The organism is Stenotrophomonas sp. TWI1409 (genome assembly GCF_039673015.1).
In the GTDB taxonomy this organism is placed as follows: domain Bacteria; phylum Pseudomonadota; class Gammaproteobacteria; order Xanthomonadales; family Xanthomonadaceae; genus Stenotrophomonas; species Stenotrophomonas maltophilia_A.
In genome coordinates, this window is the sequence record NZ_JBDJKU010000004.1 from 101,391 (window position 1) to 116,317 (window position 14,927).

Annotated in this window: 14 protein-coding genes; 5 read left to right on the forward strand and 9 right to left on the reverse strand. The window is 67.6% G+C overall.

Annotated elements, in window-relative coordinates; all coding sequences use genetic code 11:
- Positions 1-39 precede the first annotated feature (39 nt).
- From nth to ABE423_RS02825, 3 genes are read right to left on the reverse strand one after another with little or no spacing between them, the layout of a single operon-like run.
- Complete coding sequence (gene nth / locus ABE423_RS02815; protein WP_258015816.1) at positions 40-738, reverse strand: endonuclease III; 699 nt, start codon at positions 736-738, stop codon at positions 40-42.
- Positions 738-1,091, reverse strand: coding sequence for a hypothetical protein (locus ABE423_RS02820; protein WP_049399879.1), 354 nt, complete (start codon positions 1,089-1,091; stop codon positions 738-740). The genes nth and ABE423_RS02820 overlap by 1 nt, the downstream gene beginning before the upstream one ends.
- 4 nt (positions 1,092-1,095) lie before the next feature.
- Positions 1,096-1,878: an enoyl-CoA hydratase-related protein gene (locus ABE423_RS02825; protein ID WP_180838442.1), complete on the reverse strand. Its 783-nt coding sequence runs from the start codon at positions 1,876-1,878 to the stop codon at positions 1,096-1,098.
- A 167-nt stretch (positions 1,879-2,045) separates the two neighbouring features.
- On the opposite strand from ABE423_RS02825, the gene ABE423_RS02830 reads away from it, so the two are divergent.
- From ABE423_RS02830 to ABE423_RS02840, 3 genes are all read left to right on the forward strand, one after another.
- Positions 2,046-2,747 (forward strand): FKBP-type peptidyl-prolyl cis-trans isomerase N-terminal domain-containing protein, encoded by a 702-nt coding sequence (locus ABE423_RS02830; protein WP_032127896.1) that lies wholly within the window; start codon positions 2,046-2,048, stop codon positions 2,745-2,747.
- Positions 2,748-2,883: 136 nt separating this feature from the next.
- Positions 2,884-3,687 carry a CoA pyrophosphatase gene (locus tag ABE423_RS02835; protein ID WP_125893469.1) on the forward strand — a complete coding sequence of 268 codons (804 nt, stop codon included), beginning with the start codon at positions 2,884-2,886 and terminating at the stop codon, positions 3,685-3,687.
- Positions 3,684-4,586 (forward strand): sulfurtransferase, encoded by a 903-nt coding sequence (locus ABE423_RS02840; RefSeq protein ID WP_125893471.1) that lies wholly within the window; start codon positions 3,684-3,686, stop codon positions 4,584-4,586. The genes ABE423_RS02835 and ABE423_RS02840 overlap by 4 nt, the downstream gene beginning before the upstream one ends.
- A 433-nt stretch (positions 4,587-5,019) precedes the next feature.
- Here the strand turns inward: ABE423_RS02840 and ABE423_RS02845 are convergent, their stop codons facing one another.
- Complete coding sequence (locus tag ABE423_RS02845) at positions 5,020-5,586, reverse strand: N-acetylmuramoyl-L-alanine amidase (protein ID WP_180838443.1); 567 nt, start codon at positions 5,584-5,586, stop codon at positions 5,020-5,022.
- 72 nt (positions 5,587-5,658) lie between these two features.
- On the opposite strand from ABE423_RS02845, the gene ABE423_RS02850 reads away from it, so the two are divergent.
- Both ABE423_RS02850 and rlmKL read left to right on the forward strand, forming a co-directional pair.
- A complete protein-coding gene (locus ABE423_RS02850; protein WP_014036558.1) occupies positions 5,659-6,186 on the forward strand; it encodes an alpha/beta hydrolase in 528 nt (175 codons plus the stop codon).
- A 145-nt stretch (positions 6,187-6,331) separates the two neighbouring features.
- Positions 6,332-8,470 (forward strand): bifunctional 23S rRNA (guanine(2069)-N(7))-methyltransferase RlmK/23S rRNA (guanine(2445)-N(2))-methyltransferase RlmL, encoded by a 2,139-nt coding sequence (gene rlmKL, locus ABE423_RS02855; RefSeq protein ID WP_180838444.1) that lies wholly within the window; start codon positions 6,332-6,334, stop codon positions 8,468-8,470.
- A gap of 155 nt (positions 8,471-8,625) precedes the next feature.
- On the opposite strand, the gene ABE423_RS02860 is transcribed toward rlmKL, so the two are convergent.
- The 5 genes from ABE423_RS02860 to ABE423_RS02880 all read right to left on the reverse strand — a co-directional run bounded on the left by ABE423_RS02860 (position 8,626) and on the right by ABE423_RS02880 (position 14,811).
- Positions 8,626-8,955 (reverse strand): DUF3325 domain-containing protein, encoded by a 330-nt coding sequence (locus ABE423_RS02860; protein WP_032127891.1) that lies wholly within the window; start codon positions 8,953-8,955, stop codon positions 8,626-8,628.
- Positions 8,952-10,589 carry a PepSY-associated TM helix domain-containing protein gene (locus ABE423_RS02865; RefSeq protein WP_180838445.1) on the reverse strand — a complete coding sequence of 546 codons (1,638 nt, stop codon included), beginning with the start codon at positions 10,587-10,589 and terminating at the stop codon, positions 8,952-8,954. The genes ABE423_RS02860 and ABE423_RS02865 overlap by 4 nt, the downstream gene beginning before the upstream one ends.
- Entirely contained in the window at positions 10,586-10,900 is a 315-nt protein-coding gene (locus tag ABE423_RS02870) for a DUF3649 domain-containing protein (protein ID WP_125893479.1), read from the reverse strand. Before ABE423_RS02870 ends, ABE423_RS02865 begins: the two co-directional genes overlap by 4 nt.
- Before the next feature lie 107 nt (positions 10,901-11,007).
- Positions 11,008-13,233, reverse strand: coding sequence for a TonB-dependent siderophore receptor (locus ABE423_RS02875; protein ID WP_346484912.1), 2,226 nt, complete (start codon positions 13,231-13,233; stop codon positions 11,008-11,010).
- A gap of 291 nt (positions 13,234-13,524) precedes the next feature.
- Positions 13,525-14,811: a DUF445 family protein gene (locus ABE423_RS02880; RefSeq protein ID WP_180838447.1), complete on the reverse strand. Its 1,287-nt coding sequence runs from the start codon at positions 14,809-14,811 to the stop codon at positions 13,525-13,527.
- Between the last annotated feature and the right edge of the window lie 116 nt (positions 14,812-14,927).

Consider the following 14,927-nt stretch of genomic DNA (forward strand, 5'->3'; position numbering starts at 1 on the left):
TGCGCCCGCCGTCTTTGTTTTGCCACACCACGAACGCGGTCACGCCTCGGCCGGGGTCTTTTCCTTGAACCGGCACAGGTCGGCGATCACGCAGCCCGGGCAATCCGGCTTGCGCGCCTTGCACACATAACGTCCGTGCAGGATCAGCCAGTGATGCGCGTCGAGCAGGAACTCGGCCGGAATCACCTTCACCAGTTTGTCTTCCACTTCGCGCACGTTCTTGCCCGGGGCCAGGCCGGTACGGTTGGAGACGCGGAAGATATGCGTGTCCACCGCCATCACCGGCTCACCGAACGCAGTGTTGAGCACCACGTTGGCGGTCTTGCGGCCCACGCCCGGCAGCGCTTCCAGTTCATCGCGATCGCGCGGCACTTCACCGCCGTGCTTCTCCAGCAGGATCGCGCAGGTGGCGATCACGTTCTTCGCCTTGGCGTTGAACAGACCGATGGTGGCGATGTACTGCTTCAGCCCGTCCTCGCCAAGCGCGAGGATCTTTGCCGGGGTATTGGCCACCGGGAACAGGCGGCGCGTGGCCTTGTTGACGCCCACGTCGGTGGCCTGCGCCGACAGCGCGACCGCCACCAGCAGTTCGAACGGCGAGCTGTACTCCAGTTCGGTCTTCGGGTGCGGATTGAGTTCGCGCAGGCGGGTGAACATTTCCACCACATCGGCGCGCGGCATGCTGCCACCGCGTCGCGCCGGCGCGCGCGGGGTCTTCTTCGCATTCGCAGCGGCCATTACTGCTCCTTGCCGGTGGCGCGGGCCTTGGCCCGGGCGAGAATCGCGGCGGCCGCCGGGGGCAGGGCGGGCTTCACGTCCGGCGCCGGGGCTGGCGTGCGTCGCGCATCGCGTTCGGCCTCGCGGCGCGCCAGGCGCACGGCACGGGCACGGTAGCGTTCGCGTGCGGCCCAGGCCGCGTGCAGCTGCTGCTGGGCCTGCTGCAGGCGTCGTGGAAGGTCCGGGTGGCCGGGCAGCAGCTGTTCGTCGCCGGCACGGGCAACGTAGTCCATGAGACCGGCCTGCAGGGCGCCATCGAGATCGTCTGCCTGGACCCGGGCGAACAGCTGCGCGGGGTTGGGTCGGGATGCCATGGCGTCAGCGGTTCTGGAAGGCCGGCGGGCGGCGCTGCAGGAAGGCGCTGGTGCCTTCGCGCATGTCTTCGGTGGCGAACAGCAGGCCGAACTGCGCGCTTTCGTACTCCAGCCCAGCCTCCAGGCTGCATTCGCCACCCACGTGTACCGCGTCGAGCAGGCCACGCAGGGCCAGCGGGGCCGAGCGTGCCAGCTGGCGCGCGATGTCCTGTACACGGTTGTCCAGCGCATCGGCGGGCACCACCTCGTTGACGATGCCCAGTTCCAGCGCACGCGCGGCGTTGATCGGTGCACCCAGCAGGCACAGCTCCAGGGTGGCGGCGCGGCCGCACAGGCGCAGCAGGCGCTGGCTGCCGCCGAAGCCGGGAATCAGGCCGAGATTGATCTCCGGCTGCCCGACCTTGGCCGTATCGGCAGCGATGCGCAGGTGGCAGGCCATGGCCAGCTCCAGCCCGCCGCCCAGGGCGAAGCCGTTCACGCGTGCGATCACCGGCTTGGGCATGCGCTCGATCTGGCGCATCAGGGCCTGGCCGAGCAGGGAGAAATCACGTCCCTGAACCGCACTGAGTGTGTTCATCTCGGCGATGTCGGCCCCGGCCACGAAAGCCTTCGGACCGGCACCGGTCAGCACCACCACGCGCACGTCCGGGGCGGCGGCGGCGGCGCTGAACGCCTCGGTCAGCGCCTGCAGGGTCGCGGCATTCAAGGCGTTGAGCTTGTCCGGGCGCTGGACGGTCACGGTGCGGATGGCGCCGTCGTCGGCGACAGCGATCAGGGCATCGGCCACGGGGAAACTCCTGAAACGTTAAAAAAAAGTGAGATTGAACTCCGCCAACGCAGACGGGTCTTAGCCTGCGTCGTGAGTAGCGGTTACACGTTGTGCCCGTTATCCTAACCCGTCGCCTCAGGGCGGCGCAGAACGTCCCTGAGTTACCACCCCTGGAGAACTGTTTGATGAAGTTGCGTTCTATCGCGGTCGCCGTCGCGGCCCTGGCCCTGACGGGCAATGCCTTCGCCCAGGACGTCTCGTCCGAAAAGGGCAAGCTGAGCTACTACTTCGGTTACGACTACGGCAACAACCTGGCGGAGCTGACCGGTCGTGGTGAGCAGCTGGACATCAACTCGGTGGTGAAGGGTCTGCAGGACGCCTACGCCAAGAAGCAGCCGGCGATCACCGCCGACCAGCTGAAGCCGGCCGTTGAAGCGTTCCAGAAGCGCGAGCAGGGCCGTGCCCAGGCTGCCAAGGCCGAGTACGAAAAGGCTGCTGCCGAAAACAAGACCAAGAGCGATCAGTTCATCGCGGCGAACAAGGCCAAGGCCGGCGTGCAGTCCCTGCCGAGCGGCGTCCAGTACCGCGTGATTGAAGCCGGCAAGGGCGCCAAGCCGACCCAGGCCAGCACCGTGCAGCTGGAAGTGGCCGGTCCGTTCCCGTACGGCCAGCGCCCGACTGAAGCCCGCCCGGCCCAGCAGATTCCGTCGATCAAGGTCAGCGAAGTCGAAATGAAGGCCATGCGCGAGACCCTGCTGCAGATGCCGGCTGGCTCGAAGTGGGAAGTCACCCTGCCGCCGGACCAGGCCTACGGTGCCGACCCGCGCACCCCGTTCCCGCCGAACGTGGCTGTGCAGTTCGAGATCAAGCTGGTCAGCGTCAAGTAAATCGAAGCGGTAAACGAAACGCGCCGGTGATCCCACCGGCGCGTTTTTGTTTGCGCGGAGCGCGACGCTGCCGTGCACTGCATATTGACCCCGCGCAAATTCAGCCCGATCGCGCTACTGTTGTCGGGTGCAAACAATGGAAAAAACGGCGCGTGTTGTCGCAAGTCCCTGCATCGGAGTGTGCACGCTGGATCCGCACCGGCAATGCACCGGCTGCGGGCGGCATATCGATGAGATCGCGCGGTGGTCGTCGATGAGCAACGAGGAACGCAGCCGCATCCTGCATCGCGTGCAACCTCTGCGTGAACAGCTGCAGCAATCACTGCGCGGCTCGCTGGCTGATCACGAGCGCCTGATGCGCGCGCTGCATCCACTGGCCGAGCCGCCGGCCGGCGACGGCTGGAACCGCAGCGAACTGAGTGACCTGCTGCCGCCGGGGCCACCCGTGGAAGCTGCCGTACTGGCCGGCATCGTGCCACGCGCCAACGGCGCACAGGTCATCCTCACCCGTCGCACCGAAACCCTGCGCCAGCATGGTGGCCAGGTCGGCTTCCCCGGTGGCCGCACCGAACCCGATGACCGCGATGCGTTGGCCGCTGCACTGCGCGAGAGCCAGGAGGAAATCGCATTGGCGCCCGGCCAGGTGCAGGCGCTGGGCTATCTCGATCCCTTCGTGACGATCACCGGCTACCGGGTCACGCCGGTGGTGGCCGTGGTCGATCCGGACTTCGTGCCGGTGCCGCAGCCCAGCGAAGTGGCCGAAGTGTTCGAAGTGCCGCTGGCCTACCTGATGGCCGCAGACAATCTGCGCCAGGTCGAAATCAATCACCGCGGCCGCATCCGCCACGTCCTCGAGTACGGCTGGCCCGGCCAGCGTATATGGGGCGCAACCGCCGCCATTCTCTACAACCTGCGTCGCCGACTGGAGCAAGTGCAATGAAGCCGATCGATCCGCCGTGGACCACCCTGGTCGATGTCACCACCCTGGCCGCAGTGTTGGGCGAAGGTGTGCGTGTGGTCGACGCACGTGCCACCGCCAGTACCGCCGTACGCGTGGTCGATGCACGTTCCTCGCTGGCCGATCCGCAGGCGGGTAACGGCCAGTATCTGGCGGGGCATGTTCCGGGCGCGGTGTATGCCGACCTCAATCGGGACCTGTCGGATCTGACCCGCAGCGGCCACGGCCGTCACCCGCTGCCGGACAGCGATGCCTTCGCCGCGAAGCTCGGCCAGTGGGGCATCGGTCCCGACACCCAGGTGGTGGTCTACGACGGCAGCGATGGCAGCATGGCCGCCTCGCGCCTGTGGTGGCTGCTGCGCCTGATCGGGCACAGCAAGGTGGCCGTGCTTGATGGTGGTATCGCCGCATGGCAGGGCGCAGGGCATCCCTTGGCGACGGGGCAGGATGAGGTGACCGCGCTGCCGGCTTACCCAGGCCGTTTCGACACCACTCAGATCGCCAATGCCGAGGAAATCAGCGCACGCCTGAAGCACGCGCCGGGCTGGTTGGTCGACGCACGCGCAGGCGAGCGCTTCCGCGGCGAAGTGGAGCCGCTGGACCCGGTCGCCGGCCACGTGCCGGGCGCGGTCAACCGTCCGTTTGCGTTGAACGTCGCCGACGGCCGCCTGCGTGATGCACAGGAACTGCGCGCCGAACTGCAGGGCGTGATCGGCAACCGTGATCCGCAGCAAGTGGTGCTGATGTGCGGCTCCGGCGTGACCGCCTGCCACCTGTTGCTGGCGATGGAAGCGGCCGGTCTGTCCGGCGCACGCATCTACGCCGATTCCTGGAGCGGCTGGGTCAGCGACAGCAGCCGCCCGGTGGCGACCGGCGCCTGAGGCGCGCGGGGGCGGATCCGTTTTCCAACGGAAAACGGCTCTGCCCCCCCTCGTGCCCGATTCGCACGCAAAGAGCAGTCGAGCGTGGCTCGACTCTACAAAGGCACCCTCCGATCGATTCGATCCCGTGCCGACCAACGGTCGGCACCCACCAACAGCAGCGGGAATCTGTCGAAGGCGGGGTGGGTCCGGTTGCGGGGGCGTGAGCGCCATGGATGGCGCGACCGAGCTTACATGGGTGAGGGCGCTCTGTTTGCGAAGCACTGCTTCGCAAGCGCCCGAACGCCCAGCCGCCAGCGGCTGGGCCGGGCCCCGGAGGGGGACTTGCAGCGCCCCCCGCAACCGGACCCACCTCGCCTCCCCTCAGGAAGTCAGGTTCTGCTGTTGCTCTGGCTTAGGCTTCTGCAGGTGCAGGGCGCAGCCCTGCAAACCCTCACCCAACCGGCTGCAACGGCACCTTCGCCAGGATCCGCGCCCACGGGAACAACGGCCCCGGATCACGCTTGCGTGCCACCGTCAGCGTCGCATCGTCGCTGGCCGGCACCTGGTCCAGGTCCAGCTGGTCATGCCCGGCAATCCGCCGCAGCGACGGATAGTGCGCCACCAGCGCCTGCAGCAGGCCTTCCAGCGCCTGCAGCTGTGCCTCGGTGTAGGGCTCGTCCATCGCCTGTTGGCGGCTGTCGAACCAGTGCGGGTAGCGCCCGGTGTTGACCAGCTCGATGCCCAGCGTATACGCGTTCATGCCGCGCACGTGATGCGCCACGCGCTCCGGCGCCACGTACTGCACCACGCTGCCATCGCGGTCGATGTAGAAGTGGCCGCTGTTGCCGGCACCGCTGTCGTACAGCACACGCTCACCGTACTCGCGGGCCATCGCCAGGTCGGGCAGCTCGGTGCAGTGGATCACCACCATCTCCAGCGTGGCCGGGTCGCGCAGTGGCAGACGGTCTTCGTAGGGCAGGGGCTGCAGTTGCAGGCCGGGCAGGAGCGGGTTGGGCATCTGGCGATGCTAGCATTGCGGCATGAACCTGCCTTCCCTTTCCTCGTTGGCCCGCGCCCACGGAGCACGCGCATGAGCCGCGGCCACTGCATCCTGTCCCATGGCTTCGAGAGCGGCCCGGAGGCGACCAAGGTCACCGCGCTGGCCGACGTGGCGCAGCGCCTGGGCTGGACTCATGAGCGCCCGGACTATACAGACCTGGACGCGATGAGCGAGGTCAGCCGCGTAGGTGACGTGCCGACCCGCCTGCGCCGCCTGGTTGAACGCACCGCCATCGCCGCCCGGCAGGGTCCGGTGGTGCTGGCCGGTTCCAGCCTGGGCGCCTACATCTCCGCCATCGCCTCGTTGCAGGTCCCGGTCGCCGGCCTGTTCCTGATGGTGCCGCCGACCACGATGGGCCCGATGCCGGCGCTGGACGCCGCCGCCGTGCCGACCACCGTGGTCCAGGCCTGGCATGACGACGTGGTGCCGGCCGCTGGAGTGATCGCCTGGGCCCAGGCGCGCTCCGCGCAGCTGCTGCTGGTCGACGACGGCCACCGCCTGGAGCACCACGTGGAGGCCTCCGCGCAGGCCTTCGAGCGCCTGCTGCGGCAACTGTGAAGCCCGGGCGCACGGCGCGCCCGCCCGCATTGACTACAATGGCAGCCCCGCCGCCCCCGGCGCGGGCTTGCCGGCCGTGCCTACGGCCCTCCTTTCCGACTGGCCCGGCCCCAGTGCCGCGCCCGACCACCTGCGAACCGATCCTGTGAAATTCTTCGTCTCCTGCGCCAAGGGCCTGGAATACCTGCTTGCCGATGAACTGTCGGCCCTGGGCCTTGGCAAGGCCACTGCCACCATTGCCGGCGTCAACGCCGAGGGCGAACTGGAGCAGGCGCTGCGGATCGTGATGTGGTCACGCCTGGCCAGTCGCGTGCTGTGGCCGATCGACGAATTCGAGTGCCCGGACGAGCAGGCCCTGTATGACGGCGTGCGTGCGCTGCCGTGGCACGAGCACCTCAAGCCGGAGATGACCCTGGCGGTGGACGCGCACGTGTCGGGCGACAAGATCACCCATGCCCGCTTTGCCGCGCAGCGGATCAAGGACGCCATCGTCGACCGCATGCGTGATGAAGGCCTGGAGCGCCCGTCGGTCAACACCGACCTGCCGGATGTGCGGGTCAACCTGTCACTGCGCAAAGGCCGTGCCTCGCTGTCGATCGACCTCGGCGGCGGCCCGTTGCATCGCCGTGGCTGGCGCGGCGCCGCTCACGAGGCACCGCTGAAGGAAAATCTGGCCGCCGCGCTGCTGCTGCGCGCGCAGTGGCCGCGGCTGCACGCCGCCGGTGGCGGCCTGCTGGACCCGATGTGCGGCAGTGGCACGCTGCTGATTGAAGGCGCGCTGATGGCCGCCGACGTTGCTCCCGGCCTGATGCGCCACGGCAGCCTGCCGCCGAGCCGCTGGCTGGGCTTCGACAAGGCGGCCTGGAAGACCATCCAGAGCGAAGCACGCGATCGCGAGGCCGCTGGCCTGGCCGCGCTGAAGCCGGTCATCCACGGCAGCGACATCGACCCGACCGCGATCCAGGCGGCACGCGAGAATGCCGAGGTGGCCGGTGTCGCCCACGCGATCCGCTTCACCCGCGCCGATGTGGCCGACCTGGCCGCGCCGGAGCAGGAGATCGGTGCGGTGGTCTGCAACCCGCCGTATGACGAACGCCTGGCCGCCGACCCGGCGCTGTACCGCGCACTGGGCAATGCCCTGCAGAAGGCGGTGCCGCAGTGGCGCGCCAGCCTGCTGTGCGGCAACGACGAACTGGCCTTTGCCACCGGCCTGCGTGCGGGCAAGAAGTACCAGATGTTCAACGGTGCGCTGGAATGCGCGCTGATCGTCTGCGACCCGATCGCCGTGCCGGGCCGTGACCCGGCGCAGCCGCGCGAGCTGAGCGAAGGTGCGCAGATGGTGGCCAACCGCCTGCGCAAGAACCTGAAGAAGTTCAAGAGCTGGCGTGCCCGCGAGGATATCACCTGCTTCCGCGCCTACGATGCCGATCTCCCGGAGTACGCGGCGGCCATCGATGTCTACGAGGAAGACGGTGGCAAGCGCCGTACCTTCCTGCATGTGCAGGAGTACGCGGCACCGGCGGCGATTCCGGAGAACGACGTGCGCCGTCGCCGCAACGAACTGCTGGCCGCTGCACGGGAAGTATTCGGCGTGCCGCCGGAACAGGTGTCGATGAAGTCGCGCGAGCGCGGCAAGGGCGGCAGCAAGTACGGCCGTTTCGAGCAGCGTGACGAGTTCATCGTGGTGCGCGAGAACAACGCGCTGCTGCAGGTGAATCTGTTCGACTACCTGGACACCGGCCTGTTCCTCGACCACCGCCCGCTGCGCCGGATGATGGCCGAGCAGGCGCGTGGCAAGCGTTTCCTCAACCTGTTCTGCTACACCGGCGTGGCCAGCGTGCAGGCCGCCGTGGCCGGTGCGGCCAGCACCACCAGCGTCGATCTTTCGGCGACTTACCTGCAGTGGTGCTACGACAACCTGGCGTTGAACGGGCAGGGCGGCAACCAGCACCTGCTGGTGCAGGCCGATGCGATGGCGTGGTTGGAAGGCGACCGTGGCCAGTACGACGTGATCTTCTGCGATCCGCCGACGTTCTCCAACTCCGCACGCGCCGATGACTTCGACGTGCAGCGCGAGCAGTTGAAGCTGCTGCGCGCGGCGGTTGCGCGGCTGGCACCGGGCGGCGTGCTGTACTTCTCCAACAACTTCCGCCGCTTCAAGCTGGAAGAGAACGCCATCGCCGAATTTGCCCAGTGCCGCGAGATCACCGCACGCACCATCGGCCCGGATTTCGAGCGCAACGCGCGCATCCACCGCGCGTGGGAACTGAAGCGGTTGGGGTAAGTCCGGTAATGCCGGCCGCTGGCCGGCAACGGTGTCAGATCCGCAGAGGGTTCATGGGATGCCGGCCAGCGGCCGGCACTCCCCATCTCTGGCCGGTACATCCACGCCATGCGTGGAGGGCTGTTCAGTAGATCCACGCCATGCGTGGATGGCGGTTACAGCAACGCCACCAGCAGCCCGGCCACGGGCAGCGCGATCGCCAGCGGCGCGATCCATTTCGGCCGGTACGGGTACAACCCGAACGACAGCACCACGCCGCCCACGGTCATCACGCCCAGCCACAGCACCGGGCCCATCGCCCAGCCGTGGTCGACCACGCACAGTGCGAACGCTATCGTCAGCAGGGCCCAACCCAGCACCCGCCACTGCGTGCGCCGTGCCGGGGTGGCTGCAGCCTTGCCGTGCAGGTCGTGCTGGTGCTTCTCCATCGCCAGCGACAGCGCGGTGAACGCAGAGAACGACAGGGTCAACGCGAGCAGCATCATGCGCTGGCCTCCGCTTCGGCGGTTTCTGCAGCGTCCACCGGGGCCTTGGGCGCCGCCGCCGCCGCTGCACGCTTCTTCTTCTCGGCCGCGCTCAGCGGTGGTGTCCAGCGCTGCATGCGCCAGCCGCACAGCGCCAGCATCGCGCCGAACGCGATCATCGACAGATCAAAGCCAGCCAGCACCCAGTCCCCGTTGCGCAGGGTGTTGCCCAGATGCGCATGCGTGGTCAGCGCATTGACCACCGGCACCAGCGCGAACGCGGCTGCGCCCAGGTACAGCTGCCAGGCCCACATCATCCGCTTCGGCCAGATGAAGGCGGCCAGCAGTGCCGCGCCCCAGGCGTAGAAGAACACGTTGGCCTCGGCGCTGGAGCGCTCGGCGATGTCCAGCGGCAGCAGGCGGTTGCCCCAGAAGTACGCTGCAAAGGCGATCGGCAGGCCGGCCACGGTACCGATGTTCAACGCATCGACCAGGCGCAGGCCGAAGCCTGTGCGGCCACTCTTGGCGTGCTTGGGCCGTTCCTTCACCGCCCACAGCACCACGCCGCTGGCCACCATCAGGCAGCCGACCAGTCCGGACAGGAAGAACAGTGCACGCAGGCCCCAGTCGGCGAAGCGCGCCAGGTGCAGGCCGTACAGCACGCCGCGGGTGGCGGTGGCGCCACCGGAAGGCGGTGTTTCTTCCAGCAGCGTGCCGTTGACCATGTCGTAGCGCACGGCCGGGGTGTCGGTGGACAGGCGCTTGCCGTCACGCTGGCGGATGTCGATCACTGCATTGGCCGCGCCCGGGTTGGACACGGTGAAGCCGGCCACTTCCACGCCGTGCCAATGCGCTCGCGCGCTGTCCAGCAGCTGCGCGATCGGCAGCGGCGTGGCGCGGCCTTCGGCCGGCGCGGTCACCTCCGGCATGCCGCCGAATGCTTCGCTGAAGAACTTGTCCTCGTCCTGAGGGTAAGCCACCTTCACGCCCCACGGCAGGTACATGATCATCAGGGTGACGATGCCGGTGTAAGTGATCATCGCGTGGTAGGGCAGGGCCATCACCGCGCTGACGTTGTGGAAATCGAGCCAGGAACGCAGGCCCTTGTCCTTGCGGAAGGTGAAGAAGTCCTTGAAGATTTTCTTGTGGGTGATGACGCCGGTGATGATTGCCACCAGCATGAACATCGCGCAGAAGCCGACCAGATAGCGCGCCCACAGCACCGGGATGTAGTGCAGGTCGAAATGCAGGCGGTAGAAGAAATCACCGCCGCGGGTCTCGCGGGCCTCCAGTGCCTGCCCGGTGTTCGGGTCCAGTGTTGCGTCGCCGAAGCCCCCTCGACGGCCACGGCTGGGGTCGGCCAGCTCCGGCGGCAGCCGCCAGAACATCTGCATGGCGGGGTTGCGCGGTTGTGGCAGGGTGACGAACCAGTTCTCGGCCTGCGCGGCGTCGGCCTGCAGGTAGTCCACGGCACGCTGCGCGGCCACATCGATGCTGACGTTGCTGGAGGGCAGTTCCGGGCGCATCCAGCGGCTGATTTCCTCGCGGTAGTAGCTGGCCGTGCCGGCCATGAAAATCAGCAACAGCAGCCAGCCGACCAGCAGGCCGGTCCAGGTGTGCAGCCAGGCCATCGACTGGCGGAATCCGTTCTTCATGCCCAGGCCCCCAGCATGCGCGCGATGACTGCCATCAGCAGGGTGGGGGCGAGGATGCCGACCCACGCACGCAGCGCACTGCGGGTGGCGAACGCCCACAGCGCCGCGCAGGCGGCCACCAGAATGGCCAGCAGCATGCCGGTCAGCACGGTCTGGCCACGTGCGCCGGGCAGCGCCACCGCGCAGAATACGCTGGTCACAGAAGCCAGCGTGTAGCCGCCGAAGATCGCCGCCAGCGAGCGTGACAGCACGCCCCAGCGCGGGTTGGAGAAGAAGGTGCGGGGGCTGGCGGTTGCGGGCGAGCGGTCCACGGCGTTCCTGCAGGTTTCAGTGAAAAGGAACCGGCGCACCGCAGCGCGCCGGGGTTGGCCATCCGTGGCCGGGCACCGGTCGCAGAACCGGTGCCATCCATCGAGGGTCAGAGCTTCCAGCGCAGTGTCATCGTCACATTGCGCGGTTCGCCCCAGAACACGCCGTCATAGAAACCGACGCGGTTGTAATACTTCTTGTCCAGCAGGTTGTTCACGTTTACCTGCGCGGTGAAGTTCTCGTTGAAGCGATAGCCCGCCGACAGGTTGAGCAGGTAGATGTCGCCCTGTTCGATTGCCACGCGGTCGCGCTTGCCGCTGGTCAGGAAATCCGCACGCGGCTTGTTGCTCAGGCTCCAGATTCCGCTCTGCCAGGTGGCGCCACCGCCCAGCCAGAAGCGGCCTTCAGCACCGCCCGGTCGCCAGCTGGCGTTGAGGCGGAACAGATCGACCGGGACGACGGTGTTCTGGCGCACGCCCTGCGCATTGCGGCTGACGGTGTGGGTGAAGCCGGCCGCCAGGTTCCAGTTCTCACCAAGGCTGCCTTGTGCTTCGATCTCCCAGCCCTTGACCTTGTTGCCCTTGCCGGTGGAGCGGTAGGCATTGACCCCACCCGGCAGCGAGTTTTCCGGCACCGAGTCGTCGAGCTCGGCAACGTTGTCCTTCTGGCCCTTGAACACGGCCGCGGAAGCATTCAGCAGACCGTCGAAGAACTCGGCCTTGACGCCGGCCTCCCACATGTCACCGACCACCGGTTCGAGGTAGTTGTTGTCCCGGTCACGGTAGTTCTGCGGCTGGAAGATGTCGGTGTAGCTGACGTAGCCGCTGAAGTAGCGGTTGAAGTCGTAGATGAAGCCGGCATACGGAGTGAGCGAGTCGTCCGGCTTGTAGCCGCCGCGACGCGTATCGGTCAGGCGACCGGCGGCGTCATGGGTGTAGTTCCAGGTGCGCGTTTCCCAGCTGCCGTAGCGCGCGCCGAGCACCGCGGTCAACGGATCGGCCAGCTGCAGGCGCGTCGCCAGATAGGCCGCGCGCTGGCGCAGTTCGTCTTCAGAAGCCAGATAGCCCAGGCGGGTGACCTGCAGCGGCGCGACGTCGCCGTTCCAGCGATGCCAATCCGGTACACGGGTGTAGCTGTCCGGGTAGGCAGCAGTGTCGGTGGCAGGCACTTCACCCTTGCGCACGGATTGGCCGAAACCGAGCACCAGCTCGTGTTCCCGGCCGAACAGCCGGAACGGACCGCCAACGTTGAAGTCGAACACCTGCATGTCGCCGTTCTCGCCGAAGCTGCCGACGAAGGCGCTGATGCCGCTGCCATCGGCATTCGGGTAGCCGGAGGCCCCGTACCACACCGCACCGTCGGTTTCGCGCTTGGAGCGGGTATAGGCGGCCTTGGCGGTCCAGCCGTTGCCCAACTGCTGCTCAAGGCGTGCGAATGCGCTCTTTTCGATGATCGGCCAACTGCTCCAGCGGGCGGACAGGTTGGTCGAGCGCGGCAGGTTGGCGGGCTGGCCATCGGACCCCCAGTACGGCACCACGCCCCAGGTCACGCCTGTGGTGCGCGGCGACTGGTATTCGTAGCCGGCCTCGAGCAGGGTCGTGTCGGTGATGTCGGCCTGGACGATGCCGTAGAACACGTCCTTGTCCAGTTTGTAGACATCGCGGAACGAGTCACTCTGTTGTTTGGCCGCCACCACGCGCGCGCGGATGCGGCCGTCGAGCGCAACCGGGCCACCGAGGTCGGCCTCCAGGCGCTGGTTGCCCCAACGCCCGAGGGTCAGGTTGGCGCTCATCTGGAAGCTGTCGGTAGGACGCTTGCGCACGAAGTTGATGGTGCCCGAGGGATCGCCGGCACCGGTGGTCAGGCCGGTTGCGCCGCGCACCACTTCGATGCGGTCATAGATCACGCTGTCGGTGTTGGTCTTGATGTACCCACCGAAGGTGTTGAGCATCCCATCGACCTGGAAATTGGTGATGTTGTAGCCGCGCGAGACGTAGTTGATGCGCTCACTGTCGGTAACCGATACCGCCACGCCGGTGACCTGACCCATCACATCGGACAGCGAGAACAAGCCCATGTCATCCAGGCGCTGGCGGGTGACCACGGTCATCGACTGCGGCGTCTGGCGCAGCGACAGGCCGAGCTTGGTGGCCGTGCTGGCACGCTTGACCGTATAGCTGTCGACGATATCGCCGTCAGCGGTGACCTGGACCGTATCCAGCGTGCGCGCGGAAGGATCGGCAGTGCCGTCGGCGTGGGCCAGCGGGGCGATCATCAGTGCGGTCACGGCCAGGGCCAGCAGAGTGGGATGAGGGTGGTTCAGCGGCATTGCCATCGGTGCGATTCCATGCAGAACGAAACAGGCGATGGAATGCGCAGACGCAGCAGCCATGCGCTTCGCGCACGTCGCCCAGCGAGTCCCATCGACGGTGCGCCACCCGCTTGGTGCGGGCGACCCGTTAGTCGGGGGATGTACACGGGCGAAGGGGCGGGTAGGTGCGTGCTTCCGTGCCCCGCTTGGCTAAGCGTACAACCGATCGGCAAATGATAGGCATTCGCATTTCGTTAATCAAGCGTGACGAATTCCGTCTCCACGCAGGGCGTGGATCGACTGCCGGATGGGGTCCTAGAACCTGAACACCACCGTCGCGGCGTGCAGCAGCAGGCCGATCAGGCCGCCCACCAGGGTGCCGTTGAAGCGGATGAACTGCAGGTCGCGGCCCACGCTCAGTTCCAGCTGTTCGACCAGATGCCGTTCGTCCCAGCTCTTCACGGTCTGCGCGATGTGCGCGGTCACGCCTTCGCGCAGGCGGCCGGTGAGGCGCTGGGCGCCCTCCAGCAGATGCTGGTTCAGCGCGTCGCGCAGGGCCGGGTCGGCCTGCAGGCTGCTGCCCAGTGACGCGAGGCTGCGATGCAGGTGGCCGACCAGCGCAGAATCCTCACGCTGCAGGTCGGCACGCAGGCTGGCATGGATGCGCGCCCACAGCCCCTGCACGTACTCCTGCAGGGCAGGGTGGTCGATCATTTCCTGTTTGAGCTGTTCGATGCGCTCGGCCAGGGCCGGGTCCTCGCGCAGGCGCTGCACGTAGTTCTGCAGCCAGCTCTCGTAGTCCTGGCGCAGCGGATGCTGCGGCTCGGCCAGCACCTGCTGCAGTTCTTCCAGCACCGCCCGCGCCAGTCGCTCGGCCAGGCTATCGCCGATCTCGTCGATCGGCTTGACCCAGTTCACCGTGCTCGACAGCGTCGGCCACTCGCGCTGGATGTAACGCACGATCAGCTGCGAGGCGCGCTCCTTCACTTCCGGCTGCTCCAGCCAGCGCCCCAAGCGCTGCAGGCCCTCGTCCAGCACGCGCTGGTGGCGCCCATCGGCGGTCAGCAGGGCCAGCAGCTCACCGGCGGTGGCGGCGGCATTCCACTGCCGCAGTTGCTGCACCACGAAGGCGTGCAGCTGCCGGCGCACCGCGGTTTCGTCGAAGAAGTCCAGTGCCTGCAAGGCCCAGCCGCGGGCCATGTCGGCCAGCATCCGTGAGCGCGCCGGATCGGCCAGCCAACTGCCGAGGCGGCTGGCCGGATCGAACACCTGCAGCTTGGCCAGCAGCACACCCGGCTCCAGGAACTGGTCGCGCACGAACAGCGCCAGGCTGTCGCCGATGCGTTCCTTGCTGCGTGGGATGATTGCCGTATGCGGGATCGGCAGGCCCATCGGCCGCCGGAACAGCGCGACGACCGCGAACCAGTCGGCCAGTGCGCCGACGGCCGCTGCTTCGCAGAAGGCCGAGACCCAGGCCCAGATGCCGCGCTCGCCCTGCCAGTGGCTGACCGCGAAACCGGCGAGCATCAACAGCAGCAGGCCCAGCGCGAGGGCTTTCAGGCGCCGCAGCTGTGCGCGGCGCGGATCGTTGGCAGACGTCATGCCGGAAGTCTAACCGGCAGGGCATGAGCATCTGGTAGTGGCGGCCGCCGGGCGGCCACCCCCAACCCCCCCGAACCGACCAAGGGTTTGCCGCCCACCGGCGGGCCCACCCCGAG

Bases quoted from the DNA above. Each gene is read 5' to 3' on its own strand.
- nth (WP_258015816.1), bottom strand. From the start codon at position 738: ATGGCCGCTGCGAATGCGAAGAAGACCCCGCGCGCGCCGGCGCGACGC.
- ABE423_RS02820 (WP_049399879.1), bottom strand. From the start codon at position 1,091: ATGGCATCCCGACCCAACCCCGCGCAGCTGTTCGCCCGGGTCCAGGCA.
- ABE423_RS02830 (WP_032127896.1), top strand. From the start codon at position 2,046: ATGAAGTTGCGTTCTATCGCGGTCGCCGTCGCGGCCCTGGCCCTGACG.
- ABE423_RS02835 (WP_125893469.1), top strand. From the start codon at position 2,884: ATGGAAAAAACGGCGCGTGTTGTCGCAAGTCCCTGCATCGGAGTGTGC.
- ABE423_RS02840 (WP_125893471.1), top strand. From the start codon at position 3,684: ATGAAGCCGATCGATCCGCCGTGGACCACCCTGGTCGATGTCACCACC.
- ABE423_RS02845 (WP_180838443.1), bottom strand. From the start codon at position 5,586: ATGCCCAACCCGCTCCTGCCCGGCCTGCAACTGCAGCCCCTGCCCTAC.
- ABE423_RS02850 (WP_014036558.1), top strand. From the start codon at position 5,659: ATGAGCCGCGGCCACTGCATCCTGTCCCATGGCTTCGAGAGCGGCCCG.
- ABE423_RS02860 (WP_032127891.1), bottom strand. From the start codon at position 8,955: ATGATGCTGCTCGCGTTGACCCTGTCGTTCTCTGCGTTCACCGCGCTG.
- ABE423_RS02865 (WP_180838445.1), bottom strand. From the start codon at position 10,589: ATGAAGAACGGATTCCGCCAGTCGATGGCCTGGCTGCACACCTGGACC.
- ABE423_RS02875 (WP_346484912.1), bottom strand. From the start codon at position 13,233: ATGGCAATGCCGCTGAACCACCCTCATCCCACTCTGCTGGCCCTGGCC.
- ABE423_RS02880 (WP_180838447.1), bottom strand. From the start codon at position 14,811: ATGACGTCTGCCAACGATCCGCGCCGCGCACAGCTGCGGCGCCTGAAA.